Below are 25,633 nucleotides of genomic sequence, written 5' to 3'. Positions count from 1 at the left end.
TTCTAGCCCTGGAAGATCCAGGATTGCTGGATGATGTCCAGCTCCTGCATCTCCTGGACAGTGGGAGCGCGGCCTTCCGCGCTGGCCAGGCTCGACAGGCTCAGGGTGGCGATCAGGATCAGAGTACGCATAACAACTCCCGGGGTCAGAGACCCGACACAAAGAAAGAATCGGCAGAAAACCCGGGAAGTGTATGCCAGGGCAGCAAGAAGACATTGGCCGGGCTGGCTGCTGTGCCTGCCCGACTGGTCAGTTTGTGAACAGAGACTAGCCAGCCCCGGCCAGTTTTTGCGCCGCCGCCTTGGCGAAGTAGGTGAGAATGCCATCGGCGCCGGCCCGTTTGAAGGCCAGCAGGGATTCCATCATTACCTTGTCCTGGTCCAGCCAGCCATTCTGGAAGGCGGCCATGTGCATGGCGTACTCGCCGCTCACTTGATAGGCGTACACCGGCACCTTGAACTCGTCTTTCACCCGGCGCACCACGTCCAGGTAGGGCATGCCCGGTTTCACCATCACCATGTCGGCGCCCTCGGCCAGGTCCAGGGCGATTTCATGGAGGGCCTCGTCACTATTGGCCGGGTCCATCTGGTAGGTGGTCTTGTCGGCCTTGCCCAGGTTGCCGGCGGAGCCCACGGCGTCACGGAAAGGGCCGTAGTAGGCGCTGGCGTACTTGGCGGAGTAGGCCATGATGCGAGTGTGGATGTGTCCGTTGGCTTCCAGTGCGTCGCGGATGGCGCCGATGCGGCCGTCCATCATGTCCGAGGGCGCTATCACGTCAGCACCCGCTTCCGCCTGGGACAGGGCCTGTTTGACCAGGGCTTCCACAGTGACATCGTTGAGCACGTAACCGCTGTCGTCGATGATGCCGTCCTGGCCGTGGGTGGTGAACGGGTCCAGGGCGCCGTCGGTGATCACCCCCATTTCCGGTACCGCCGCCTTGATGGCGCGCACCGCCCGCTGGGCCAGGCCATCCGGATTCCAGGCTTCCTGACCGTCCAGGGTTTTGACCTCCGCCGGGGTGACTGGAAACAGGGCCATGGCCGGTACGCCAAGCCTGGCCAGTTCCTCGGCTTCCCGGACCAGCAGGTCCACACTCATGCGCTCCACGCCGGGCATGGACGCCACTGTCTCGGTCTGGTTTTTTCCCTCCAGCACAAACACCGGATAGATCAGGTCGTCCACCGTGAGGGTGTTTTCGCGCATCAGCCGACGGGAGAAGTCGTCGCGACGCATGCGGCGCAGACGGGTGGCGGGCCAGGGAGCGCGGGTGACAGACATGGGGCGGAGTCCTCTAGTAACATGGGGCGCCCGACGCAGGCGAACAAAGGTTCCGTATCGGGCGGAATGACGAGAGTTTAGCAAGAGCGGTAGACGATGGAAAAACAGCCGGCCTTTCATCTGGCCTTTATGGTGAATGACCTGGAAGAATCGGCAGACTTTTACTGCCGTGTGTTGGGTGGCCGACGGGGTCGGGATGCCCCCAATTGGGTGGATATCGATCTGCATGGCCATCAATTGTCTCTGCACAAGGGCAAAGACCTGACTCCGATCCAGGGCTACAGTGAGGTGGATGGCCACCCGGTGCCCATGCCTCATTTTGGCGTGGTGCTGGATTTCCCCCGCTGGGAAGCCCTGGTGGAACGCATTTACGACAATAACTGGCCGTTCCTGCTCAAGCCCCGTGAACGTTTTGTGGGCCAGCCCGCCGAGCAGGGCACGTTTTTCGTGCAGGACCCCACCGGCAATACGCTGGAGTTCAAGGGGCTGCGCGAGATTGATCGCATCTTCGAGGTATAACCCCATGGGCCGCTGGCGACCAAAAGGGATTCTGGCTTCCAAGTACATCACCGCCGAAGGTTATAAAACGCTTAACGACGAGTTGCAGTATCTGTGGAAGGAAAAGCGCCCGGCGGTGACCCAGGCGGTGCAGGAAGCCGCTGCCCAGGGAGACCGGTCGGAGAATGCCGAATACATCTACGGCAAGAAGCAGCTGCGTGAGATCGATCGGCGGGTACGCTTTCTCAGCAAGCGCCTGGATGACATGACCGTGGTGGACCGCTTGCCGGAAGACCAGAGCCGGGTGTTTTTCGGGGCCTGGGTGGAACTGGAAAACGAGGAGGGCGAGACCGAAACCTATCGCCTGGTGGGCCCGGACGAGACGGATGCCAAGAAGCATTACATCAGCATCGATGCGCCACTGGCACGGGCCTTGCTGAAGAAACAGGTGGATGACGAGGTGGAAGTGCGAACCCCCACCGGTGAGCGTTGTCTGTTTATCAATCGCATCTGGTACGAGCCCCCTGGCAGCCGCGATTGAGCGTCGCCCATACAACCGGTAAGGAAGGCATAATCCATGAGCGCCAATCGCCGCATCTGGTTTTTTATTCGCAAGTCCCTGTTGGGTGGTCTGACCATCCTGCTGCCGATTTCCATCATCGTGTTTTTCTTCCGCTGGATTTACCAGACGGTGACGGAAATGATCGCCCCCTTTACCACGGTCTTTATCCGCGCCTTCGATCTGCCCAAGTTTGTGGCCGACTGGTTGTCAGTGCTGGCGGTGCTGGTGCTGTGCTTTCTGGTGGGGACCCTGGTGGCCACCCGTCTGGGAAGCTGGCTTTGGCAGCAGTGGGAAGAGAATGTGATGACCCGGCTGCCGGGTTACAAGACGGTCAAGGAAGTGATCGGCCAGTTGATGGGCAGCAGCAGTGACAGCCCGTTCAGTCGCGGAGAAGTGGCGCGGGTGTGGCTGTATGGCCGGGACACGGATGTGTCGGTGACGGCCCTGGTCACGTCACGACATGGGGATGGTCATGTGACGGTGTTCGTGCCCACGGGGCCCAACCCCACCAGCGGGTTTATCTACCACGTACATGAAAGCCTGGTGGAGCTGCACCCGGAAATCGGCGTGGAAAGCATGATGAAAACCGTGGTGTCCTGCGGTGCGGGCACGGCGGCCTTGTTCAAGACCGACAAGTCGTAGGAGCTACAAGCTACAAGCTACAAGCTACAAGCTACAAGCTACAAGCTACAAGCTACAAGCTACAAGCTACAAGCTACGCTGGTTGGATGGGGCAAGGCCAAAAGTTCCTCAGGTTCCGAGATATCTACGAAGCCGCTGTGGGAGCTATGCTTGCATGGCGAACCGCGCTTGCGCGGAAATCGCCCGCAGGGTGATCAGGCATTTCAAAACTCGACAGGTCTACCTAAAGCACTCCGCCAGGATGCTACCCCAACCCCATAGATCCCCTTGGGGGCAAGCATGGCTCCAACGGGGAAGGGGGATTCAGGCATTCACCGCCGCTGACGTCTCCCCCAGCGCCGCCTTCATGAAATCCCGCATGGCTTTCAGATAAAGCCCCTGATCCAGATGCAGCAGATGGTTGCCCGGGAACCAGTGCAGGTCGCAATGTCCCCAGTGCTGGTGCAGCAGGTGACTGTGTTTGGGCGGGGCGAAGCGATCGCCGGCACCGCCGATGACCATACGCCCTTTGGGCGGCACCTTGCATGGCCAGGTCAGGGGGGAATGCAAGGCGGTAATCTCGCGCAGGCCCTGCAGGTCCGTGCCGTAGACTTTTTTCATCAGGCCCACCTGCAGGTTGATCGGGAACCAGCTCTGCATCAGGTCCATGATGCTGACCAGTGGCACATTGGGGATGGCAAAGGCCAAGTCGTCTTCCAGTGCGGCCAGGAGTCCGGTGGTGTAACCGCCGAGAGAGATCCCCGTGGCGCCCATGGCCGGCGTGCCCTGGGCACGCAAATAATCCATGAACAGACGCAGGTCATGGATGGCATGGGCGAACGTTTCGTTGAGCAGGGCCATGCCCTGGCTGAAAAACTGTGCGCCGCTGAACGGGGCAAGGCGGCCCTTGCGGCGTCCATGGAACGGCAGGGTGTAGAGCAAGACATCGAAGCCCTGCTTGTAAAACCAGGGCAGCGCCAGCCAGCGGGTATTGAGCCAGTAGGGGTCGGCCACAAAGCCGTGGATCATGATCAGTGTCGGGCGCGGTTCGCCATGGTGACGCCAGTGCTGGGCCCAGGCGGTGCGGTTGCGGCGATGGCTCAGGTAACGGTCACGCAGCGCCGGGTTTCTGGGCTCGAAGGGTGAGCGAAAGCGCAGGGTATGGGCCTCACCATCCTCCGGCTGAAAGTGATAGGGGGCCACCGGAATACGTTCAATGTTTGCCGTCTGTGTGGGCCGGGTAAAGAACGTATTGGGATCGTCTTCCTGGAGAAAGGGGCGGTAAAAATCCACCAGCGCCCGTTCTTCCTTTTGCCGGGAGAGATTCAGTGTGGCGGGCAGGGCAGCGGCGCCGGCCATGCTGGCCAGCCCGGTCCGCGCCACTGTGTCGATGCCGGCGGTGTAGTCGATCCGCCAGCGGGTATCGTTGTCTGCCAGAAAGTGATCCGGCAGGGCATGAAAACCCGTGGGCAAAGTCTGCCACCAGGGCTGGGTAAGCCGGGGCAGATCCTCGTCGCAATAATCGTCCTGATGAATGCGGGGCAGTTCGGTCATGCCGCCTCCCTGTTGTTGGAATAATCAGTTAACGCCAGTGTTCAGGTGGCGGCAATGACCAAAAAAATCAGGCGGTGCGGATAAACTCGACCACGCGTTTCAGGTCCCGGTTGGCCTCCGGCAGGAAGGGAACCATGATGGGCCAGACATGAAACAGCCCCGACCGTTCGATCCATTTCACCCGCACCCCGGCTTTTTCCGCAGCCTTTCGAACCTGTTTGCCGTCGGCATAGAGCACCTCGTCGGTGCTGGCGGTAATCAGCATGGGGCAGACGCCCTGGTAGTCGCCCAGGCAAGGAGAGGCATAGGGGTGTGTCCGGTCCTCTTTGTTGGGGATGTAGATATCAATCACGGTGCGAATGATATCCGCGGACAACATGGCATCGCTGGGGTCCAGGGCGTCCATGACCTTGTCATCCGGTGACGCATTACTGGCCGGAGAAAACAGCACCGCACAGCGAGGCTGGGGCAAGCCCTTGTCACGGATGTGCAGCAGGGTGGCCAGGGTCAGGCCGCCACCGGCGGAATCCCCGGCGATGACGATGTCGCTGGGGTTCTTGCCCAGGGCCAGCAGGTATTCGTAGGCCTCCATGACCCGGTTCACGGCTTCCGGGAACGGGTGCTCCGGCGCAAACGGGTATACCGGCAGATAGACTTCGCCATGCAGCTGCTTGGCCAGGCGCCCGGCCAGGTTGTGGTAAGTCCGGGTTACCCCGCCGATATAGGCGCCACCATGCAGGTAAAGCACGGTGGTGGACGGATTGCTGACACTCAGGTGGTCACCCTCGAACCGGGGCTCGCGGATCTGCTTGAGTGTCACCTTGCGGGGCAGCAGGGTAACCGTTGGCGTGTTGTTAAACGCCTTGCGCAGGTGACGAACCAATTGCTCCTGGTTGAGTCCGTGGCGCTTGATGGTGCGGCGGGTCACCGCCTTGATGATTTTGGCCTGAATGCTCATGGGTTTTCCGTATTTGTTCTTTTTTCACTACGGTATGACGTTTTGCCAGACAGTAGCAGGGTTGATCGGGTCAGAACCGGGCTCAGGCCCGGCGTTTTTCCTGATTCGTAAACAGCGGGTTATGCTCGCCCAGGGCGGGACTGTCGCCATCCCGGGTCTGGGCGCCCACAAAGCGGATGGGTGAGCGCAATACCGGGCCCTTGTGGTTGTTCGTGACCAGACCGCGGGCCTGCACCTGTTCATTGGCCAGGGCCTCTTCCAGCGTGAGGATGCCGGACACGCAGGTGTCCTTGTGGGCGAGGCGCGCATCCCACTGATCCCTTGTGCGGGTAAGCAGAATCAGTTGAATGGCCCAGCGCACCGGCACCATCAGGCGGCGTAGTTTCTTCGGGTCGGCGGCCAGTTTGGTCAGGGCATCGTTGCCGCCGCTGGAAGATTGTGGTTTTTCACTGGAATGCCCCGATGTCTTTCTCTTCTTTCCGGTTTTTTTCTTCCAGAGAAATCCTGGCGTGATTTCCTTCAGGAATGCCATGAAGAACTTGGGCTCCAGGGAGCCCACGGCTAGGTACTTGCCGTCCCGGCAGCGGTACACGTTGTAGTTGGCCAGGGCGCCAGTGAGCATGTCCTTGCCACGGGGCTGGCTGTTGCCGTGCTGGTGGTGGGTGGCCAGGGCCATGCTCTGCAGCGCCAGGGCACCGTCCAGCATGGCCACATCCACCCAGCAGCCTTCGCCACTCTGACGGGCGCCCATCACCGCCGCAAGAATGCCGATGGCGCAGTTCTGGGCGCCGCCGGCCAGGTCGGCGATCTGCACGTTGGACATGGCCGGGCGTTTGCCGGGCAGACCGGTCTGGTCCAGCACGCCGGCATAGCCCAGGTAATTCAGATCATGGCCGGGGCGGTCTGCATAGGGGCCGGTCTGGCCGTAACCGGTGAGAGAGGCATAGACCAGTTGCGGGTTGATGGCCTTGAGAGTGTCGTAGCCACAGCCCAGCTTATCCATGACGCCAGGGCGAAAGGATTCCAGGACCACGTCAGCGCCTTTTACCAGTGCCTTGAACCGTTCCACGTCGTCGGGCTGGCGAAGATCCAGGGTCAGGGACTGTTTGCCCCGGTTGACGATATCGAACAATTCCGGGGACAGTTCCCGGGCATAATCGCCGCCATCCGGCTCCTCGATCTTGATTACCTCGGCACCCAGCTGGGCCAGGGTCAGGGAGCAGAAGGGGCCGGGCAGCAGCCGGGACAGGTCAAGGACCTTCAGGCCGTCCAATAGTGGGTTCATGGATTATCCTGTGGGTTGTGGCGGCAGCATTCCTTTGCATTGCCGGGTGGCAGTGCAAAGGAATGGAACCGGGCAAAAGAAAACCGAACGCCCGGAGCGGGCGTTCGGTATCGGGGACGTTACTGGCCTACGGCTTTGGCCAGCTCGTACTCCGGCGGCTGTTCCACACCACCGTCACCGGTGGCGCTCATGGCGGGGATGCCGCCGGCGCCGTAGTACTCATCCTTGGTGAACACATCCACCTCAATGGCCAGCATGCAGGCGGCGGTGGCGTCATTCAGCAGAGCCAGTTCCGCATCGCTGATCACACCTTGCTGGGCCGCCTCGGCAGCGATTTCCTCCACCTTGCCACGGCCCAGTTTGCGGGCTTTCTGGGCAGCGCGGATCTTGTTGCGAACCGGCTCGGCTTCGGTGGTCAGACGGAAGGCCTTGAGCAGGCGACCCAGACCCTCATCGCTTTCTTCCGGCATGTAGTTGCCGCCGACAAGGCGCTTGTACTGATCGCCGTAGCTTTGCAGAGCCAGCGCGGCCTTGTGGCTGAGCTGATCATCGGGCAGCTTGGCCAGCGGGTTCAGACCCAGCCAGATACGGCCCACGGTTTTCAGGATCACACCCACCGGGCCGCCGAAGTTTTCATAGATGCCTTCGAAGGCTTTCTGGATCTGGGTCAAACCGTATTCACCGGCATACTGCACCAGCGCCAGGTCTTCCGCCTTGCGGCCTTCGGCTTCAAAACGACGCAGGGCAGAGGTGGTGATGTACAACCAGGCAACCGCATCCGCATAACGACCGGTCAGGTTGCCACGGGCTTTCAGTTTGCCGCCCACGAAGAACATGGCCAGGTTGGTGAGCAGGCCAAAGCGGGTGGCGGCCCAGCCCAGACGACGGTAGATACTCTTGGTCTTCGGCTCCACATTCGGCACCTTCACGGTGAACCAGCCGCGGGTAACGCCGCGTACCAGGGTCATTACCATGCCGAGCAGGAACTGCACCATCCAGCCAGTGAGATTCTTGCGGAAGCTGGCCACGTCCTCGTTTTCCACGGCCTGGACAACCTTGTAGGCGTAGGGGTGGCAGCGGGTGGCGCCCTGACCGAAGATCATCAGGGTGCGGGTCATGATGTTGGCACCTTCCACGGTGACACTCACCGGGGCGGAGTTGTACAGGCGACCCATGGTGTTGTTGGGGCCCTGCATGACGCCGTAGCCAGCAGTCACGTCCATGGCATCGGTGCCGATCTCGCGGCCCATTTCCGTGGAGTAGGCTTTCATCACCGCGGACATCACCGGCGGCTGGATACCGTTGTCGACGGCGGAGCAACCGAATACCCGGGCAGCGTCAAAGGCGTAGGTCATACCCGCGGCCTTGCCGATCTTGTGTTCCACGCCTTCCATGCGACCCACGGGAATCCCGAACTGCTGGCGCACCATGGAGTAGGCGCCGGCAATCATGGCGCCGTGGCGTACACCGCAGACACCGGTGGCCGGCAGGGACACCATGCGTCCACCCGCCAGGGCTTCCATGAGCATCTTCCAGCCCATGCCGGTGTATTCCACGCCACCCAGCACGTTGCCGGCCGGCACGATCACATCACGGCCGACAATGGGGCCGTTGGGGAAGTGTTCACCGATGGGTTGGTGGTGGTCGCCGATGTGCAGGCCTTCAGTGCCCTTGGCGCCTTTTTCAATCAATACCACGGTGATGCCCGGCTCTTCACCCTTGCCCAGCAGGTTCTCCGGATCGTGCAGGCGCACGGCCAGGGAAATCAGGTTGGCCACCGGCGCCAGAGTGATATAGCGCTTGCGGAAATTCAGCTTGAATTTCACTTCGCCGTCATCGTCCTTGAACACCACCCCTTCCGCTTTCAGGGAGGCCGCGTCGGAACCCGCGGTGGGTTCGGTGAGGCCGAAGCAAGGAATGAAATCACCCTTGGCCAGCTTGGGCAGATAGTAGTTCTTCTGCTCATCGGTGCCGTAGTGACCGAGCAGCTCTGCGGCGCCCAGGGAATTGGGAATCACCACCATGGCGCTGAGCAGGCCGGAGTAGGAGCTGACCTTGGCCATGATGCAGGATTTCGCCTGGGTGGACATGGGCATGCCGCCGTATTCCTTGGCGATCTGCATGGCAAAGAAGCCATTGTCGGCCATGAACTTGAAGATATCGTCCGGCAGCTTGCGGGTACGGGACAGCTCATAGCTGTCGGCCATCTTCAGCAGCTCTTCCACCGGGCCGTCCAGGAATGCCTGTTCGTGGGCGGGGAGCTGGTCATAGTTTTCGGCGAGGATTTTTTCAAAGTCCACCTTGCCGCCGAAGAATTGACCATCAATCCAGACATCGCCGGCTTCCAGGGCCTGGCGTTCGGTGTCGGAAATCTGCGGGAGAATCTTGTTGTCCCGCATCCAGTTCATCACTTGTTGAAACATGCTGTGGTTCCTTTGAGGTTGTTAGGCCCTGCAGGGCAGGACGAACGTTTACGGGCGCGAACAAACAAGCGCCGGACGCTTACGGGTAAAAGCGTTGTTTCTTTTTCGCCATGTCTATCAATAGCGGAGCCGGTGTGAAGCGGTCGCCAAACTGTTCGGCAAGTCGCTCCAGAGTGCGTACCGAATTGGTAAGACCCAGGCTGTCCATGTACCGGAACGGGCCGCCGCGGAAGGGGGGGAAGCCCAGACCGAAGATGGCACCTATGTCGCCGTGCATGGGATCGCTGATAATGCCGTCCTGCAGGCAGTAGGCGGCTTCGTTGATCATCAGCCAGACGCAACGGCTGACGATTTCCTCGTCGTCCGCGTCCTTTTCCTGGCTCACATTCATCAGCTCGTAGAGCGCGGTATTCACCGGCTTTTCACCCTTGGCCTTGGCCACGCCTTCATAAATATAGAAACCGCGGCCACTCTTGCGACCCAGATAATCGTTTTCGATCATCAGGCCGGCGGCATCCGGTGACGCCATACGTTCACCGAAGGCCTTTTCCAGTACCGGGCCCACCTTGGTGCCCACATCCACACCCACTTCGTCGAGCAGGGTGATGGGGCCCACCGGGAAGCCAAAGCGCACCAGCGCCTTGTCCACGGCTTTTACATCCACGCCTTCTGTTAGCAGACGGGTGGATTCATTCAGGTAGGGCGCAAGAATACGGGTGGTATAGAAGCCCGGGCCGTCCTTCACCACGATCACGGTCTTGCCCTGGGCCTTGCCGAAGGCCACGCAGCCGGCGGTCACTTCCGGGGCGGTCTTGTCCGTGGTGATGATTTCCAGCAGGGGCATCTTTTCCACCGGCGAGAAGTAGTGCAGGCCGATCACGTTTTCCGGACGCTCGGCGGCACTGGCAATCTCGGTGATGGGAATGGAAGAGGTGTTGGAAGCAAAGACCGTGTGCTTGTTGCCGTTGGCTTCCACGTCCTTGAGCATCCTGTGTTTCAGGCCCAGGTCTTCGAATACGGCTTCCACCACCAGGTCCAGGCCCTTGAAACCGCTGTAATCGGCGGTGTAGGAAATGCGGCCCTGTTCGGTGCTGGCATCGGCGGCGCTCATGGCGCCTTTCTTGATGCGCTTGTTGTAGAACTCGCTGACGTATTTCACGCCGTGGGCCAGGCCTTTGTCGTCCCGGTCTTTCAGGCGTACCGGCAGCTTGGCCTTGTTGATGGTGGTCAGCGCGATGCCGGCCCCCATCAGGCCGGCACCGAGGACACCGACTTTTTCCATGTTCCGGGCTTTCACGCCGTCGGCCACAAAGGTCTCTTTCTTGAGGGTGTTGGTGGCGTGGAAGATGCCGCGCAACTGTTTCGACTGCGGTGACATGGCCAGCTCGCCAAACAGCCGCGCTTCAGTGGCGTACCCCTGTTCGATGCCGTCCTCGAAGCCCGCTTCCACCGCATCAATGATGGCTGGCGGGGCCGGGTAGAGGCCGTGGGTTTTCTTGGCGGTCTGTTTGCGGGCCTGATCGAAGACCATCTTGCGGCCCAGGCTGTTCTGTTCCAGCGCCGCTTTGGTAATGCCATCCTTGCTGAAGTAACTGGCAAAATTGACGCCGCTTTCTTCCTTGGCATCCGCCAGTTCCAGCGCCCGTGCCACGGCCCGGTCGTAGACCGCCACGGCTTCCACCACTTCATCCACCAGACCGATTTTTTTCGCCGGCTTGGCTTTCAGTTGCCGACCGGTGAGCATCAGGTCCAGGGCGGAGGCGATACCCACCAGACGCGGCATGCGCTGGGTGCCGCCGCCGGCGGGCAGCAGGCCCAGCATCACTTCCGGCAGGCCCAGTACGGTATCGCTGCTGCTGGCGGCGATACGGTAGGAGCAGGCCAGCGCCAGCTCCATGCCGCCGCCCAGGCAGGCACCCTTGATGGCGGCCACTACCGGGATATCCAGGTCTTCCAGTTTCTGGAACGTCTGCTGACACAGTATGGACAGGTCGCTCACTTCCTTGGCGGTCTTTGCATTTTCAAACAGCTTGATATCGGCGCCGGCCATGAAAGAGCCTGCCTTGGTGGAGTAGAGCACCAGGGCCTTGGGGGCGGCTTTTTCGATGTCGGCAAAGGCCGCGTTGAAATCGTCGGCGAACTCCGCTTTCAGGGTGTTCTGGGTATCGCCGGGCACATTGATTTCCAGTACGGCCACACCGTTATCCAGCGGTTTGAGAGTAAAGGCACGTTGTGTCTTGCTCATGGGAATCTCCTTGTTCCGCTGTTTATTCCGCTTCCAGCACCATGGCGGCACCGATGCCGCCGGCGGCGCAGGCGGTGGTCAGGGCCAGGCCGCCACCGCGACGCTGCAGTTCATACAGGGCCTGGCTGATGACGCGGGCGCCGGTGGCGCCGAAGGGATGGCCATAGGCGATGGAGCCGCCGTTCACGTTGAGCTTGCTGCGGTCCACTTCGCCCAGGGCGGCGAGGCCGGTCTGGCTGCGGACATAGTCGTCGTCGGCCAGCCCTTTCAGGTTACAGGCCACCTGGCCGGCAAAGGCCTCATGCATGTCCACCAGGGTCAGGTCGTCCAGGGAGAGGCCAGCACGAGCCATGGCCATGGGGGCGGCGAGCACCGGGCCCATGAGCAGATCGTCTTTCGGGGTGCGCGCGGCAAAGGCGTAGGAGCGGATGTAACCCAGCGGCTCGTAGCCCAGGGCCTTGGCTTTCTTTTCGCTCATCATCAACAGGGCGCCGGCACCGTCGGTGAGGGGGCTGCTGTTGCCGGCGGTGACGCTGCCGGATACCTTGTCGAAGACCGGTTTGAGTTTGCTGTAGCCGGCCCGTTCGGAGTTCTTGCGCACCAGGTTGTCGTCCTTCAGCGGAGTGGCCTTGGGCGGCAGGAAGGCGGTCATTACCTGCTTGTCCAGACGGCCTTCCGCCCAGGCGCGGGCGGCATTGCTGTGGGAGGCATGGGCCAGATCGTCCTGTTCCTGGCGGCTGATGCCCCATTTCTTGACCATTTTCTCGGTGCTTTCGCCCATGGTTTCGCCCACCGAGTATTCGGTAATGGACGGCGCCTGGGGCAGCAGGTCTTTGGCCTTCAATTGGCTGAGCAGCTTGATGCGATCTTTCATGCTCTTGGCAAAACTCACATCGCGCAGCACGGCGCTCAGTTCGGAGGACAGCGGCACCCGGGCGCAGCTGGTGGAGTCGGTGCCGCCGGCAATAGCCACGTCGGTGTAACCGGCGACAATGTTGTCGGCCACGCTGGCGGCGGTCTGGAAGCTGGTGGCACAGGCGCGGGTGATGGAGTAGGCGTCCACCGTATTCATCCCCAGCGCCAGGGCGATTTCCCGGGCGATAAAGGGGGCTTCCGGGATCATCACCGTCATGCCGAATACCAGTTGCTCGATATCGCGCTGGTCCAGGTTGTTGCGGGCCATCAGTTCTTTCACGACCATGGCGCCCAGGTCGATGGCGTTCAGGTCTTTATAGTGGGTGGCGATCCGGGCGAACGGGGTGCGCAGACCATCCACCACGGCCACGCGGCCGCTGCGGCCGGCCAGCTTCATTTTGCGAACAGGCATTCCAGACTCCTTGCAGGGGTTGCCGGTCACGGTGTAATTTTTATTACACAAAATGTGACATTGAATGGTGACAAAGTGTGTCGAGACTAGAAGGCTCTTGGCAGTGAGTCAACGTCGCAGCGGACGCTGTCTGACAGTGGTGTAATAATAATTACAGTGAAAGGAAATGAACCGGTGAAAAACGGGACGGCAGTGCTTCCCGAATCCCGCCAGGACCCGGCGGTGCGGCAGCGCATTGAATGGGCTGCCGTACAGGTGTTTGCGGATTCGGAATTCCATCAGGTGACGTTGCAGCAAATCGCCCGCGCTGCCCGCTGCAGCCTGCAGACCCTGTACCGTTACTACGGTGATGAGACGCAGGGAAGCAAAGAGGCGCTGCTCAGCGCCTGCCTGCATCACGGCCTGGAGCAACTGGCTGAGCGTATGCTGGATCACCTGGCCGGCATTGATACCTTCCGCGATCGGCTCAGCAAGGTGTTCTGGGTGGTGCTGGACTTTTTCGACCGCAATCCGCAGATGGGCCGGATGATGATCAACTCGGTGTACCCGGGCCGCTGGGGCAGCGATACCACCCCGGGGCAGCAGCGCTTGACCGAGCTGTTCCTGAGTGTGCTGCGCGAGGGTCAGGAGCAGGGCATCCTCAACAGTCAGGTGGCCACGCCGATCCTGCTGGACTTCTTTTACGGGGTCTTGTTGCGCATTTCCCAGATGCACCTGCTCCGGGGTCGCCCCGGCCGCATGGCGGATCAGCACGGGGTGCTGTTCGATATGCTGTGGCGTGCCATCACTGTGTAAGGGGCCATCGGGCCAATCGGAGTGGGTATGCTTGTGGTTTGCCTGGAGCTTTTCTATGTTGAGCAGCTCGCAGTAGAACAAAGAAGAGGTCACATATGCAGTCTGGCACGGTGAGCAGTAACGGAATCGAGCTTTTTTACGAGAGTCGTGGCCCGGAAAACGGGGAGCCCATTGTCTTTGTCATGGGGCTCTCGGCACAGATGGTGTTCTGGCCGGAACCGCTGCTGGATATCCTGGTTGAGCGTGGCTATCGGGTGATCCGTTTCGATAACCGGGATGTGGGCAAATCCACCCGCATTCGCAAACCGTTCAAGCAGGGGCCGCTGGTGGCGTTGCTGCGTTATACCGTGGGGATGTCGGTAGACAGTGCCTATACCCTGCACGACATGGTGGCCGACACCGTGGGGCTGCTGGATGCGTTGAACATCGAACGGGCGCATTTTGTGGGTGCCTCCATGGGTGGCATGATCAGCCAGTTGATGGCGGCCACCCATCCTGACCGGGTGCTGTCGTTGACCTCCATCATGTCCAGTAACAACAGCCCCTACCTGCCGTTACCAAAACCCGCCGCCCTCAAGACCCTGGTGGCCCCCGGAGTGAAGGTGGAAACGGAAGACCAGTTTGTGGCGTTTGGTCTGGAGATGATGGGCAAGCTGGCCGGCACCCTGCCCCAGGGCCGTGACGAACTGGAAGCCATGTATCGGGAGTGTTGGGCCCGCGGCATCAACCCGCGCGGGATTCGCAATCAGTTCCTGGCCGTGCTGGCCACTGGTGCCCTGACCAAACACCTTAAACAGATCCGCTGTCCGGCCACTGTGATCCACGGCGGCGCCGACCCGCTGATCCGTCCCGCCGGCGGCAAGGCCTCCGCCCGCCATATTCGCGGCGCCAAGCTGGTGATTATTCCCGGCATGGGCCACGACTTCCCGCCGTCAGCCATTGACCGGATTGGCGACCTGATTGCGGAGACGGCGGCCAGAGCGAATTCAGTGGCGCAGCCGGCGGTGGCGTAAGGGCAGTTGCAAGTTAAAAGTTGCAACGCGGGCGATCGTGTTGCGAGCTGAAAGGAAAGAGGCCACGCCCGGAAGTTGGGGCGGCTTTTTTATGGCTTCCCGTGCCGGGATTTCGCCGTAGGAGCGTCGCTCGCGGCGCGATAACCCAAAACCGGAAAAGATGGTTTACGGCAGAGCCCACAAAATTCACCGAGAAGAAGCAGGTTTTCTCTGTGTGTTCTGTGGAGAACGGTTTTTTTGATCCTTGCTCTGGAATCGCGCCGCCAGCGACGCTCCTACGGCGGGGCGTTCAGGCGCGGGGCCAGGGGAAGGCGATGATGTCGTGGATTTTGCCGCTGCCCTGTTGTGCCATCAACAGTCGCTCCACGCCCATGGCGACGCCGCTGCAGGCGGGCAGGCCGGCGTTCATGGCGTCGAGCAAATAGGGGTCGGCGTCCATGGGGTTCAGGCCATGTGCCTCACGCTGAATATTGTCCTGTTCAAAGCGTCGCTTTTGTTCTCCCGCATCGGTCAGCTCCTGATACCCATTGGCCAGTTCCAGGCCCCGATAATAGATTTCAAAGCGTTGCGCGACGGTGACACCATCGTTGTCCGTACGGGTCTGTGCCAGGGCGGCGGCCCAGCCGGGGAAGTCGGTGACCACGGAAAGCTGTTCAGCGGGAAGCGCGTCTTCTATCCGGGTGGCCATCAGGTAGTCCACGGCGGCGGTCTTGTTCAGGCCTTTCGGTGCGCCCCGGGATTCAGCATGGGCGATCAGGTCTGAATCATTGGCGGTGAGAGGGTCCAGGCCGGTGACGTGGCGGAACAGGTCGCGGAAGCGGTAGGTCTTTGAGTGGGCGTCGGGAAAGAGCTCGGCGAATAACGCCAGACATTCCTGCACCAGATCATTCAGTTCGAAGCCGGGCCGGTACCATTCCAGCATGGTGAATTCCGGATTGTGGCGGCCGCCGGCTTCGCCATCCCGGTAGGCTTTGCAGATCTGGTAGATGGCGCCGCTGCCAGCGGCCAGCAGCCGCTTCATGTGGTATTCCGGTGAGCTCTGCAAATAGCCGTAGCCGGGCACGGCGATGCACTGGATGTGCGGATCGCTGACGCCGAAGCGGGCCAGTTGCGGCGTGTCCACTTCCAGCACCTGGCGGGCAGCAAAAAAAGCGCGCACCGTGCTCAGCAGCTCGGCGCGCGCCTTGATGGCCGCCAGGGAGGCGGTGGGTTGCCAGTCGGTCACGACTAGTTCTTGATGCGACCCACGTAATCGCCGGTGCGGGTGTCTACCTTGACGATCTCGCCTTCCTGTACGAACAGCGGCACACGGACGACAGCGCCGGTGCTCAGGGTGGCAGGCTTGCCGCCGGTGCCGGCAGTGTCGCCTTTCAGGCCCGGATCGGTTTCCACAATCTGCAGTTCCACGAAGTTTGGCGGGGTGACGGACAGGGGTTCACCGTTGTAGAGGGTGACCTCGCAGATGTCTTCCTCTTTCAGCCACTTCTTGGCATCGCCCACGGCGGCATCGTCGGCCTGCTTCTGTTCGAAGGTGGTCTGATCCATGAAATGCCAGAATTCGCCATCGCTGAAGATGTACTGCATGGACACATCCATCACGTCGGCGCCTTCCAGGGAGTCGCCGGACTTGAAGGTGCGATCCCAGACTTTGCCGGTTTTCAGGTTGCGCAGTCTGACACGGCTGAACGCCTGCCCCTTGCCGGGCTTGACGAATTCGTTCTCGATGATGGCGCAGGGGTCGCCATCGAGCATCACTTTCAAGCCGGACTTGAATTCACTGGTAGAATAGTTGGCCATAAATGTTGTTCCAAAGGTTGATGTATGGCGTCGCAGAGGGTGCGGGGTTTGCTAATGTTTCATTTGCGTCTCTGTTGTGCCTGCAAGCGTACCAATCTAGGCACAAGGAGAGATGTTTGGTTTTATTCAAATGAACGACTTGTAACGACGAGTGGTGCGCTTGCAGGCACAACCCGAAGGGCTGGGCCCCTTTTTCCGCCCAGCTGCGTTGTCAGTCACTTACATATGAAAGACTATGCCGCACGCCTTCCGCCTTGCCGGACGAAAAAATGAACTCCAGCAGAGACGCAAATGAAACATCAGCAGACCCCCATGATAACGCAGGAAAGGGACGGTTGGGAGTTGCCCGGCTGGCAGCGCCAGCAGGCGGACCTGATTACTGATCCGGCGGAGCTTCTCGGCCTGCTTCAGCTGGAGGCGGAATCCCTGCCCGAGATGCTGGAAGCGGCGCAGGATTTCCCCCTGCGTGTGCCCCGTGGTTATGTGCGCCTGATGGAGCCGGGCAACCCGGATGATCCGCTGTTGCGGCAGGTGATGAGTGTGCCGGCGGAGCTGCGCGAGGAGGAGGGATACAGCAGTGATCCGCTGGAGGAAGCTGCCCACACTCCGGTTCCCGGTCTACTGCACAAGTACCATGGCCGCGCACTGCTGGTGGTCACCGGCGCTTGCGCAGTCCACTGCCGTTACTGTTTTCGCCGGCATTTTCCCTATCAGAGTCACCTCAGCGGCAAGCGTTGGGATCAGTCGCTGGAATGGCTGGCGTCACGCCCGGATATCCGCGAGGTGATCCTCAGTGGCGGCGACCCCCTGACCCTGAACAATCGCCGTTTACAGGAACTGCTGGCGGCGCTGGCGGAGATTCCCCATCTGCGTCGGCTGCGCATTCACAGCCGTACCCCGGTAGTGATTCCGGAACGGCTGGATGAATCGTTGCTGACATTGCTGTCGGCCCCCCGCTGGCAGACGGCCCTGGTACTGCATGCCAATCATCCCCGGGAAATCAGTCCTGCGCTGGTGGAGCGCTGCCGTCAGTGGCGGCGTGAAGGGATCACCCTGCTGAATCAGAGTGTGTTGCTTGCCGGAGTGAATGATTGTGTTGATACGCTGGAAGCGTTGTCGGATCGCCTCCATGAGGCGGGTGTGATGCCGTATTACCTGCATCAACTGGATGCCGTGCAGGGGGCGGCGCATTTTGCCGTGGCAGATTCGCGCGCTATGCAACTTCATGAGCAGCTGCGTGGCCGCTTACCCGGCTTTCTGGTGCCGAGGTTGTCACGGGAAGAGCCGGGGAAGCCGGCAAAGACCGTATTGGCGGGCTAGAGCATCCGTCTGTCGCTGCCAACACAACGTTTACAGGCTTGTAACGGTATCGTAAAGTCATGTGACGAAGGACACATGCAAAACAAGAACTAATACTTAATAACTAGAGGGAACCCTTAACAATTCCTTGCATAGCAAACGCTAAAGAAATCGTTAAGGGTTCCCTATCTGGGTGCCACCGGGATAAGGATTATCTTCAATGGAGCAACCAGCCCAGACGGTGCGCTTGAAACTGCCCGAGCAGGATTTGCCGCACCTGACACTTGGCGCTGATCAGCCGAAAAAGCTGCAACAGTGGGTCGACGCTCTCCCGATCATGAACATGGGGGAAACGGCTCGTCAGCTTTATCAGTTCATTCAGGAACTGAACCGGCTGCAAATCGATTCCAAACAGCGTTTCCAGTTGCTGGAAGTGGTTCGTCCTTCCATTTTGCATGTCAGTGATTCCCTGCAGAAACATTACCTGAATCAATCCCTGGTATTACCGGACAAGGCGCGGCGAGTGGCCAGTCTGGCTCAGGCCCTGCAAGGGCATCTGGCCAACGGCTATAAACTGGTGGCGGTGCGAGGCATGCGCAAGCTGAAGGACAAGGCAGTCCGGCGTGCGGTGACCATGGCAATTCATCGCGCCATCAGCGCCCTTGGCGATACCCTGTTGCGTTGTTATCAGTTGTATTTTCCCAGCCCTCGCCACCTGTGGCTGGAACTGCACCAGCTTTATCTGCTGGCGGAACTGCACGGCATTTCCGCGACGCCGGTGGATGATGAAAAAGGCAATTCCAGTATCCAGTCTGCCTATGCCCGTTGCTTGTTGCTGGCCACCGCCAAGCCCAATCAGTTACGTCAACAGGAACTGGCGGCCTTGTACAAGGCCGCATTCACCTGGGGGGACCTGATCGAGATCAAGACCGCCAGTGATGATGAAGACCTCTTCGTGTTCGACCTCCAGGCGGACCGTCCTCCCATTTACCGCACCCATGCCTCCCAGGCGACGGACAGCTGGCGCTATATCGATTCCGTCCGGCTGGTGCAGGCAATCAGTGCCTGGAAAGATGACCCCGAGGAGAGCGATCTGCAGGTTCCCAAAGGGCTGGATGAAAGCATGATGTCCCACCTGCAGCAGGTGTGGGGGGCGCTGACGGAGCGGGCCTTCAAGCGCATGGCTGAAAGCGGTGAGGTCGAACTGTGCTTCGGACTGGTGGGGGTGCACTATTTCCTTTCCGGCAAGGTGCCGTTTGAAACCCTGATTGAGCGAGGCAGCTTGTCGGTGATGGGCGAGGGGGAAGAAAACAATCCTTTCCTGCGCAATATCAAAGTCAGTAGCCGGCAAAAGCAGCAGAAGGAAGACCCCTGGGCGACGGCCTATCAATCCGACTTTCCCAATGAAACCATTGATATCGGCAAGCCGGATTCCTCCCTTCGCAGCGAAGCGACTTTGCCGGAGAGTTATCACTGCCAGAAGGTCAATGCCAGCCCCGGCGGCTATTGCCTGTCCTGGCAGGGGAATACGCCGAGCCTGATGCGTACCGGCGAATTACTGGGATTGAGGGACCACCCGGACAGCCACTGGATGCTGGCGGTGGTGCGCTGGGTGACCCAGCTACCCAACCATGGTGCCCGCTTCGGGGTGGAATTACTGGCTCCCGGGGGGCGGCCGGTGGCTGCCCGGGCTCTGCGCAAGCAGGGTGAAGACAGTGATTTCATGCGCGCCATCCTGTTGCCTGAGCTGGCCGGCGTCGGTCAGCCCGCCACCCTGTTGTTGCCCACGGTGGGTTTCAATGAGGGGGTCAAAGTGGAGCTGGTAGAGGCTGGCGAGCCCCGTCGTGTACAGTTGTTGCGTCGCACCCAGGGGGCGTCCGGGTTCAGCCAGTATCCATTCCGCGATATGGCAACCCCCACACCGGTGAGGCCGGCAAGCGATAATGATGAAGGGGATCTGGATTCCATCTGGTCCACTCTGTAAGGATTCAATGGGACGCGACGTTGCGTTTCTGACCCGTTATCAAGGCCACAGCGAGGATGCTGTGTGATGGTTTTCTGCCATTGGCCGGGCGGCTTTCCATAATCAGAAAAGACGGAAAAGAAGACGGCTTTCCCCGGAAAGGTCGGTCAGTTCTCTCTTTTTCTGTGGGAAAGTTGCCAAGACAAGGTTGTCAGGCACAATGGTAAGCCGTACGAAAACAGTATGAGTCGTCACACCATGAGCTATGCCCTGGACAATCTCCGCCTACTGATCGCCCATGATTCCCAAGATGAGGCCGAGCAGCTGATGAATATGCTGCGCAATGCCGGCCGGGCAACCCGGGCACAACTGGCCCTGGGCGAAGATGATTTGCTGCGCGCGTTGAAAGGTGGCGCCTGGGAGTTGATGCTGTGCAGGCCTTCCTTCGGCGATGGCAGTTTTGAATCTGCCATGGCCCACCTCAAGCGTTTGGGCAAGGCGGTGCCAGTGATCCTGCTGGAAAATACCTTTTCTGCCGAGACCGTAAAGGCGGCCCTCCAGCAGGGGGCCAGCGGCGTGGTGCCCGGTAATGACAGGGATATGCTTACCCTGATGGTGGACCGGGTGGTCGAGAACCTGCGTCTGCGCAAGGAGCTCCAGCACTCCGAGATTGCCCGTCACGATGCGGAAAAGCGGTTGGCCCTGTTGATGGATCAGAGCCGTGACGCCATCGCCTATGTGCTCGATGGCATGCATATTCACGCCAACGACAACTATGTGGAGCTGTTTGGCTATGAGAGCGCTGACGATCTGGCCGGCGTTCCTATCATGGACATGGTGTCGGCGGCGGACCATGACAAGCTCAAACAGCTACTGCGTAGTCGTGCCCAGGATGAAAGCCAGACCCAGGAACTGGAATGCAAGGGCGTCAATACCGATGGCGAAGAGTTTGATGCGTCCTTTACCTTCTCGCCCAGCACCTATGATGGTGAGGCCTGCACCCAGATCGTGATTCGCGCCGGCGGCGTGGACGAGAGCGAAATGCAGGAACGGCTCCAGGAAATGAGCCAGAAAGACCAGGTTACCGGCCTGTTTGCCCGCAAGTGGTTTATGGACCAGCTTGATGATGCGGTGGCCGAGGCGGCTCGCGAAGGGCAACTGGCGACGGTGCTGTATCTCCGCCTGGACGACTTTGAGCAACACCAGTCTTCGGTGGGTATCGATGGTGCCGATGATATTCTCCGTGCGGTTGCCAACTGGCTGGGTGGCCAGGTGGGAGATGCCAAACTGGCCCGGGTAGACGGTGAGGATTTTGCCGTCTTGTTGCCGGTTGCGGATACCGATGAGGCCGAGGCACTGGCCGAGAGTCTGCGCGCCGGTATTGAAGGGCTGATGCCGGAAGTGGCGGCCAAGACGATCCATGTGACGGCCAGTGTGGGGGTCGCCTTTGTTCGCGAGGATGCCCGCAGTGGCCAGGGCACCCTGACCACGGCACTGAAATGCTGTAACCAGGCCCAGCGGGAAAACGGTGGCCAGGGCAACAGCATCAAGGTGCATGATCCCATGGACGAGGTGGCTGCAGGCTCTTCCGAAGCCATTGTCATGTTGCTGCGTCAGGCGTTGGAGCAAGGCAGTTTCAAACTGCATTATCAACCGCTGATGAACCTTGAAGATGACAGTGAGCATCTCTTCGAGGTGTTTGTGGATCTGCCGCAGAAGCAGGGTGAAGCCATGGAAGCCGGGGAGTTCATGCCGGTGGCCGCTGAGCAGGGCCTGGTAGGCAAGATTGATCGCTGGGTGGTACTCAACGCCATGCGGGCGGCGGCTGCGATGAGTGAGCCCGTCAAGCTGGTGTTCAACATCAACGGGGGCTCCCTGGCGGATGTATCCCTGGCGGACTGGCTGCTCAAGGCCATGCGTGCGGCCAAGATGGATGGTTCACGGCTGACCTTCCAGCTAACCGAGGGCGATGCCACCACCTACCTGAAACAGGCGGGCGTGTTTGCCGAGAAGATGAAAAGTGCCGGTTGCGGTATCTCCATCAGTCGCTTTGGTGGCGGCCTGGATCCGTTCAAGCTGTTCCAGCATATTCCGGCCACCATGGTGAAATTCGAAGGCTCTTTCACCCAGGACGTGTCCAAGGCGGAAGGCCGCCAACGGCTCACCGATATCGTCAAACAGGTAAAAGAAAGCAACCGCAGGACCGTGGTAGGTTTCGTCGAATCCGCCGCCCAGATGCAGGCCCTGTGGAGCCTGGGTGGAGTGGATTACCTGCAGGGCTACTATCTGCAGGCACCGATGGATTCGTTGCAAATTCCGGAGTCGGCGTAGAAAGGCAATGAATAGTTAATAATGAATAATTAATAGTTGCGCGAAACAGCTTTGCCTTGTCTTTAAACATAAGAGGCCGCGCCCAAGCTATGGGCGCGGCCTCTTGCGTTTCAGAAAAGACAGACCAAAACCGCGAATTATTAATTATTAACTATTAATTGCTCTTAAGCAGCTCCGCCTGATCCTTGTCCCTGACCCCGATCAGATAGAGAATCCCGTCCAGGCCCAGGGTCGAGATGGCCTGTTCGGCGTTTTGTTTGACCAGGGGTTTGGCGCGGAAGGCGATGCCCAGGCCGGCTTCGCCGAGCATGGGCAGGTCGTTGGCGCCGTCGCCCACGGCGATCACCTGCTCCAGGCTGATGCCTTCCTGGGTGGCGATCTGCTTGAGCAGGTCGGCCTTGCGCTGGCCATTGACGATCTGGCCGACCACCCGGCCAGTGACCTGGCCGTTCTCGATTTCCAGCTCGTTGGCGTAGACATAGTCGATGCCCAGCAACTGTTGCAGCCATTGCCCGAACCAGGTGAAACCGCCGGACAGGATGGCCGTGCGATAGCCCAGGGCGCGCAGGGTGCTGATCAGCCGTTGCGCCCCTTCGGTGAGCTGGATGCGCTCGCGTACCCGCTCCAGGGCGCCTTCATCCAGCCCCTTGAGCAGGGCCACCCGGGCCTTGAAGCTCTCATTGAAATCCAGTTCGCCGCGCATGGCGCGCTCGGTGATTTCCGCCACTTCTTCGCCCACCCCGGCTTCCATGGCCAGCTCGTCGATCACTTCGGAACGGATCAGGGTGGAATCCATATCAAACACCACCAGACGCCGGTTGCGGCGGAAGGCGCTGTCCCGCTGGAAGGCGATGTCCAGGTTGCGTTCGTTGGCAATGTTGAGGAAGGCTGCACGCATGGCTTCGCCGTCCCTCGGTTCTCCGCGCACGGATATCTCGATACAGGCGCGGCTGTCCTCGTTGAGGGATTCTCCCTCCAGATGCACCCGGCCGGAGAGGCGGGCGATGCTGTCGATGTTGAGGCCGTTGTCTGCCACCGTGGCGGTCACGTCGGACAGTTGCTCAGCGGTAATCTTGCGCGCCAACAGGGTGATAATGTGCCGGTCCTTGCCCTGGCCGGCCACCCATTCTTCATAGCGGTCCTCATCGATGGGACGGAAGCGCACATTGATGTTCAGCTTGTGGGCTTCAAATAACAGATCCTTGAGCACCGCTGAGGATTCCGCGTCCGGCGGAGTTTCCACCAGGATACCCAGCGACAGGGTGTCGTGGATCACGGCCTGGCCGATATCCAGGATATTGAGCCGATAACGGGCCAGAATCCGGGTGAAAGCGGCGGTCAGACCGGGGCGGTCACTGCCGGATACCTGAATCAGAATGATCTCGCGCACGCATGGGCTCCCGGGGGCAAGTCTGGACAAGCGGAGCGCGGAAGCTGTGGCTCCCGCGAAAACCGCGTAAGGGTAGCAGAAATGGTACCGCATGCGGCAGTGTCTTGGGGGATCAGGAATTGGCGATGTTTTACATTGCCAATCGTCCGCTGATGCACCATCGCTGCTAAGGTTCGCCGATTCGGTCAACGCCCTGTTGGTTTGTCACGCTATACTGCGCGCGAGCGCAATACTACGGAATGCAACTCTATGACCCTGTGGGAACAATGGCGGCCATGGATTCGGCAACAGCGCAGCCTGCTGCGCGAGCTGATCCTGATGCTGCTGGCCATGCTGGTGGTCGGTGTCTATTTTCTTGAGCACTTCTCCGCGCGTCTGGAGCAGGAGCGCAAGATACAGCTGCAGGCGCTGGCCGAGCAGACCGCCCGCCGGGCGGCCGAGGCCCTGGCCAGCGATGATTCCATCAGCATTAACCTGATCGGCCGGGAAACCGTGCAGCTGGCCCCGGTGGCCGGTGTGCGTTTTCAGGATGCGGCCGATATCCAGGTGGGTCTGACCGGGGTGTCTCGTTCCGATCTGGTTATCTCGGTGCCGGTGGCGCTGCCCGATGGTGAGCTCGCAGGCACGCTGACCTTGCTGGGGGATACCAGTGCCCTGCCGCGCCAGCGCCTGGAGGCCGGATTTGTGCTGGCGGTATTGTGTCTGTTGCTGTTGCGAGTGGCGGCAGCGCTGATCCAGCAACGCCTGGTGCCAGCGCCGCCGGAACCTGCAGAAGCGGCTCCGGCAGAGCCGCCGGCACCGTCTCCGCTGGCCACGCCGGCATCAAGACAGGCACTGACCGAGCCCCTGCCGGAAGGAGCTGAGCCGCTGGCCCAGCTGCGCCTGAGCATCGTCAATTTCGAACACATTCGTCAGCGATATACCCAGGCGGCCATGGTCGAGGTGCTGGCGGATTATCAGCGGATTCTCGACAAGGTGGCAGGTATCTACGGTGGCCGGGTTGGCCAGAAGGTGGGGGACCAGGCCGGGCTGTTTTTCTACCAGGAGCCGGCGTCTCGTTGTGCCTTTTCGGCACTCTGTGCCGGTCTTCTGTTTCTGCGGGTGGTGCGCCTGCTGGCCCCGTTGCGCAAGCAGCAGGGCAAGCCGGCACTGGAGTTCAAGGCGCTGGTGACCACTGATGGAGACCAGCAGGAAGCCTGGTCCCTGTGCGTGGCCGGGGTGCCTGGTCGGCTCAATGTCCCGGAAGGGCAGTTGGCCGCCACCGAGCTGGATGTGAAAGCCCTGTATCAACCCGAGAAGGCCCAGGTGGTCACCGCCGGTGACCACAAGGTGCGATTACAGCCGGTGGAACAGCTGGCCCACCGCTACCAGAACCTGCTTCGGACTCAGGCGGAGACCTTGTTGTCCGAAGAGGGCGGCGAAGACGGATCCCCCAGCAGGTAGAGGCTCATGGCACGCTGCACCCGCTGGTTGAGATCCGGGATGCCGGTATTGCCGAACAGGCGATTGAATTCCAGGATGTAGGGGTGGCCATCCACCATGGCCACGTCGAACCCGGCATGGTTGATCCCCAGATAGCGAGCCATGCCTTCCACCAGTGAAATCGCATTGTCCGGCACTGTCAGGTCGGTGCGTACGCGCCCTCCCTGGCTCACGTTATTCAGGAAGCCCACTCCCTCACGCCAGTAACTGGCCACCACTTGTTCGCCGACCACCACCACACGAAGGTCGCGCACGATCGGTAGCAGCTTCTGGATATACAGCACGGATTCTCGCTCAGCGTAGTCCAGTAGTTGCTGACGGTTCTCGATGAGATAGACCCCCATGCCCTGGCTGGACCGGACCGACTTGGCCACAAACGGAAAGCGCCACTGGTCCAGAACCTGGGCGATGCCGTACTTGTCGGATGCCAGAATCAGCGTCTCCGGCACATGCTCCGGGCAGGCAGTCTGCAGGGCGCGGGTCATCTCCACCTTGTCATGACCGAGGTGGTAGCTACTCAGGCTGGGGAAGATCGGCCGCTTGAGCACGTAATGCAGGCTGTTGATCTGCCAGTAGCCCGGGAACAGCAACCAGTCCGCTTCCGCCAGGGCGTCGCGATGCTGGTTCATGTGTTCCGGCTTGATATACCGCACGCCGGGCAGACCCAGGGTGCGGAAAGGATCGAAAGTGATCAGTTTCACGGAGACGATCTCAGAAGAGGTGCGCTTTTTTAAGGTGCTTTGACCAGCCGGTCAATACCCTTTGTCGGGATTCGTCCTTGGCATGGACGGTGCGGGCGGCTAGCCTTGCCC

Annotated in this window: 21 protein-coding genes; 9 read left to right on the top strand and 12 right to left on the bottom strand. The window is 60.5% G+C overall.

Annotated features, from left to right (window positions below):
• Window positions 1-2: 2 nt before the first annotated feature.
• Complete coding sequence (locus C4S63_RS17585; protein WP_255409085.1) at window positions 3-131, bottom strand: hypothetical protein; 129 nt, start codon at window positions 129-131, stop codon at window positions 3-5.
• Window positions 132-267: 136 nt separating this feature from the next.
• A complete protein-coding gene (gene hemB / locus C4S63_RS13335; RefSeq protein WP_062817134.1) occupies window positions 268-1,278 on the bottom strand; it encodes a porphobilinogen synthase in 1,011 nt (336 codons plus the stop codon).
• A 96-nt stretch (window positions 1,279-1,374) separates the two neighbouring features.
• On the opposite strand from hemB, the gene C4S63_RS13330 reads away from it, so the two are divergent.
• From C4S63_RS13330 to C4S63_RS13320, 3 genes are read left to right on the top strand one after another with little or no spacing between them, the layout of a single operon-like run.
• Window positions 1,375-1,797 carry a VOC family protein gene (locus C4S63_RS13330; protein WP_103917851.1) on the top strand — a complete coding sequence of 141 codons (423 nt, stop codon included), beginning with the start codon at window positions 1,375-1,377 and terminating at the stop codon, window positions 1,795-1,797.
• A gap of 4 nt (window positions 1,798-1,801) precedes the next feature.
• The gene (greB, locus tag C4S63_RS13325) at window positions 1,802-2,317 is read left to right on the top strand and encodes a transcription elongation factor GreB (RefSeq protein WP_103917850.1); all 516 of its coding nucleotides are present in this window, start codon (window positions 1,802-1,804) and stop codon (window positions 2,315-2,317) included.
• 36 nt (window positions 2,318-2,353) lie between these two features.
• Window positions 2,354-2,980, top strand: a complete 627-nt coding sequence (locus tag C4S63_RS13320; protein ID WP_062817131.1) for a DUF502 domain-containing protein — start codon at window positions 2,354-2,356, stop codon at window positions 2,978-2,980.
• 303 nt (window positions 2,981-3,283) lie between these two features.
• On the opposite strand, the gene C4S63_RS13315 is transcribed toward C4S63_RS13320, so the two are convergent.
• The 6 genes from C4S63_RS13315 to fadI all read right to left on the bottom strand — a co-directional run bounded on the left by C4S63_RS13315 (window position 3,284) and on the right by fadI (window position 12,751).
• Window positions 3,284-4,513, bottom strand: a complete 1,230-nt coding sequence (locus C4S63_RS13315; RefSeq protein WP_103917849.1) for a S9 family peptidase — start codon at window positions 4,511-4,513, stop codon at window positions 3,284-3,286.
• A 67-nt stretch (window positions 4,514-4,580) separates the two neighbouring features.
• Entirely contained in the window at window positions 4,581-5,471 is an 891-nt protein-coding gene (locus tag C4S63_RS13310) for an alpha/beta hydrolase (RefSeq protein WP_103917848.1), read from the bottom strand.
• Between the two features lie 82 nt (window positions 5,472-5,553).
• On the bottom strand, window positions 5,554-6,756 hold the full coding sequence (locus C4S63_RS13305) for a CaiB/BaiF CoA-transferase family protein (protein ID WP_103917847.1): 1,203 nt from the start codon (window positions 6,754-6,756) through the stop codon (window positions 5,554-5,556).
• Window positions 6,757-6,875: 119 nt separating this feature from the next.
• A complete protein-coding gene (locus C4S63_RS13300) occupies window positions 6,876-9,179 on the bottom strand; it encodes an acyl-CoA dehydrogenase (protein ID WP_062817127.1) in 2,304 nt (767 codons plus the stop codon).
• Window positions 9,180-9,258: 79 nt separating this feature from the next.
• Window positions 9,259-11,424 (bottom strand): fatty acid oxidation complex subunit alpha FadJ, encoded by a 2,166-nt coding sequence (gene fadJ, locus C4S63_RS13295; RefSeq protein ID WP_103917846.1) that lies wholly within the window; start codon window positions 11,422-11,424, stop codon window positions 9,259-9,261.
• A gap of 22 nt (window positions 11,425-11,446) precedes the next feature.
• Complete coding sequence (fadI, locus tag C4S63_RS13290) at window positions 11,447-12,751, bottom strand: acetyl-CoA C-acyltransferase FadI (RefSeq protein WP_103917845.1); 1,305 nt, start codon at window positions 12,749-12,751, stop codon at window positions 11,447-11,449.
• 174 nt (window positions 12,752-12,925) lie between these two features.
• Between fadI and C4S63_RS13285 the strand changes: the two genes are divergently transcribed.
• Both C4S63_RS13285 and C4S63_RS13280 read left to right on the top strand, forming a co-directional pair.
• Window positions 12,926-13,546 (top strand): TetR/AcrR family transcriptional regulator, encoded by a 621-nt coding sequence (locus tag C4S63_RS13285; protein ID WP_235000023.1) that lies wholly within the window; start codon window positions 12,926-12,928, stop codon window positions 13,544-13,546.
• A gap of 95 nt (window positions 13,547-13,641) precedes the next feature.
• Entirely contained in the window at window positions 13,642-14,559 is a 918-nt protein-coding gene (locus C4S63_RS13280) for an alpha/beta fold hydrolase (protein ID WP_062817123.1), read from the top strand.
• A gap of 289 nt (window positions 14,560-14,848) precedes the next feature.
• Here the strand turns inward: C4S63_RS13280 and epmA are convergent, their stop codons facing one another.
• Window positions 14,849-15,784 (bottom strand): EF-P lysine aminoacylase EpmA, encoded by a 936-nt coding sequence (epmA, locus tag C4S63_RS13275; protein ID WP_103917844.1) that lies wholly within the window; start codon window positions 15,782-15,784, stop codon window positions 14,849-14,851.
• Window positions 15,785-15,786: 2 nt separating this feature from the next.
• On the bottom strand, window positions 15,787-16,356 hold the full coding sequence (efp, locus tag C4S63_RS13270; RefSeq protein ID WP_062817121.1) for an elongation factor P: 570 nt from the start codon (window positions 16,354-16,356) through the stop codon (window positions 15,787-15,789).
• Between the two features lie 291 nt (window positions 16,357-16,647).
• Between efp and epmB the strand changes: the two genes are divergently transcribed.
• The 3 genes from epmB (at window position 16,648) to C4S63_RS13255 (ending at window position 21,949) form a co-directional block, all read left to right on the top strand.
• Window positions 16,648-17,676, top strand: a complete 1,029-nt coding sequence (epmB, locus tag C4S63_RS13265; RefSeq protein WP_235000022.1) for an EF-P beta-lysylation protein EpmB — start codon at window positions 16,648-16,650, stop codon at window positions 17,674-17,676.
• Between the two features lie 199 nt (window positions 17,677-17,875).
• A complete protein-coding gene (locus C4S63_RS13260) occupies window positions 17,876-19,639 on the top strand; it encodes a hypothetical protein (RefSeq protein ID WP_063510046.1) in 1,764 nt (587 codons plus the stop codon).
• Window positions 19,640-19,861: 222 nt separating this feature from the next.
• Window positions 19,862-21,949, top strand: coding sequence for an EAL domain-containing protein (locus C4S63_RS13255; protein WP_235000021.1), 2,088 nt, complete (start codon window positions 19,862-19,864; stop codon window positions 21,947-21,949).
• A 154-nt stretch (window positions 21,950-22,103) separates the two neighbouring features.
• On the opposite strand, the gene serB is transcribed toward C4S63_RS13255, so the two are convergent.
• Complete coding sequence (serB, locus tag C4S63_RS13250; protein WP_103917842.1) at window positions 22,104-23,339, bottom strand: phosphoserine phosphatase SerB; 1,236 nt, start codon at window positions 23,337-23,339, stop codon at window positions 22,104-22,106.
• A gap of 249 nt (window positions 23,340-23,588) precedes the next feature.
• On the opposite strand from serB, the gene C4S63_RS13245 reads away from it, so the two are divergent.
• The gene (locus C4S63_RS13245) at window positions 23,589-24,782 is read left to right on the top strand and encodes a hypothetical protein (protein ID WP_063525864.1); all 1,194 of its coding nucleotides are present in this window, start codon (window positions 23,589-23,591) and stop codon (window positions 24,780-24,782) included.
• On the opposite strand, the gene C4S63_RS13240 is transcribed toward C4S63_RS13245, so the two are convergent.
• Entirely contained in the window at window positions 24,725-25,522 is a 798-nt protein-coding gene (locus tag C4S63_RS13240) for a RimK family alpha-L-glutamate ligase (RefSeq protein WP_103917841.1), read from the bottom strand. The two genes, C4S63_RS13245 and C4S63_RS13240, sit on opposite strands and share 58 nt — an antisense overlap.
• Between the last annotated feature and the right edge of the window lie 111 nt (window positions 25,523-25,633).

Source organism: Alcanivorax sp. DSM 26293 (assembly GCF_900107995.1).
In the GTDB taxonomy this organism is placed as follows: domain Bacteria; phylum Pseudomonadota; class Gammaproteobacteria; order Pseudomonadales; family Alcanivoracaceae; genus Alcanivorax.
Note: the sequence above shows the minus strand (reverse complement) of the source record. Positions and strands in the feature narration are given on the sequence as shown.

Coding starts and splice junctions, on each gene's coding strand:
- C4S63_RS17585 (WP_255409085.1), bottom strand. CDS start 131: ATGCGTACTCTGATCCTGATCGCCACCCTGAGCCTGTCGAGCCTGGCC.
- hemB (WP_062817134.1), bottom strand. CDS start 1,278: ATGTCTGTCACCCGCGCTCCCTGGCCCGCCACCCGTCTGCGCCGCATG.
- C4S63_RS13330 (WP_103917851.1), top strand. CDS start 1,375: ATGGAAAAACAGCCGGCCTTTCATCTGGCCTTTATGGTGAATGACCTG.
- greB (WP_103917850.1), top strand. CDS start 1,802: ATGGGCCGCTGGCGACCAAAAGGGATTCTGGCTTCCAAGTACATCACC.
- C4S63_RS13320 (WP_062817131.1), top strand. CDS start 2,354: ATGAGCGCCAATCGCCGCATCTGGTTTTTTATTCGCAAGTCCCTGTTG.
- C4S63_RS13315 (WP_103917849.1), bottom strand. CDS start 4,513: ATGACCGAACTGCCCCGCATTCATCAGGACGATTATTGCGACGAGGAT.
- C4S63_RS13310 (WP_103917848.1), bottom strand. CDS start 5,471: ATGAGCATTCAGGCCAAAATCATCAAGGCGGTGACCCGCCGCACCATC.
- C4S63_RS13305 (WP_103917847.1), bottom strand. CDS start 6,756: ATGAACCCACTATTGGACGGCCTGAAGGTCCTTGACCTGTCCCGGCTG.
- C4S63_RS13300 (WP_062817127.1), bottom strand. CDS start 9,179: ATGTTTCAACAAGTGATGAACTGGATGCGGGACAACAAGATTCTCCCG.
- fadJ (WP_103917846.1), bottom strand. CDS start 11,424: ATGAGCAAGACACAACGTGCCTTTACTCTCAAACCGCTGGATAACGGT.
- fadI (WP_103917845.1), bottom strand. CDS start 12,751: ATGCCTGTTCGCAAAATGAAGCTGGCCGGCCGCAGCGGCCGCGTGGCC.
- C4S63_RS13280 (WP_062817123.1), top strand. CDS start 13,642: ATGCAGTCTGGCACGGTGAGCAGTAACGGAATCGAGCTTTTTTACGAG.
- efp (WP_062817121.1), bottom strand. CDS start 16,356: ATGGCCAACTATTCTACCAGTGAATTCAAGTCCGGCTTGAAAGTGATG.
- epmB (WP_235000022.1), top strand. CDS start 16,648: ATGAAACATCAGCAGACCCCCATGATAACGCAGGAAAGGGACGGTTGG.
- C4S63_RS13260 (WP_063510046.1), top strand. CDS start 17,876: ATGGAGCAACCAGCCCAGACGGTGCGCTTGAAACTGCCCGAGCAGGAT.
- C4S63_RS13255 (WP_235000021.1), top strand. CDS start 19,862: ATGAGTCGTCACACCATGAGCTATGCCCTGGACAATCTCCGCCTACTG.
- C4S63_RS13245 (WP_063525864.1), top strand. CDS start 23,589: ATGACCCTGTGGGAACAATGGCGGCCATGGATTCGGCAACAGCGCAGC.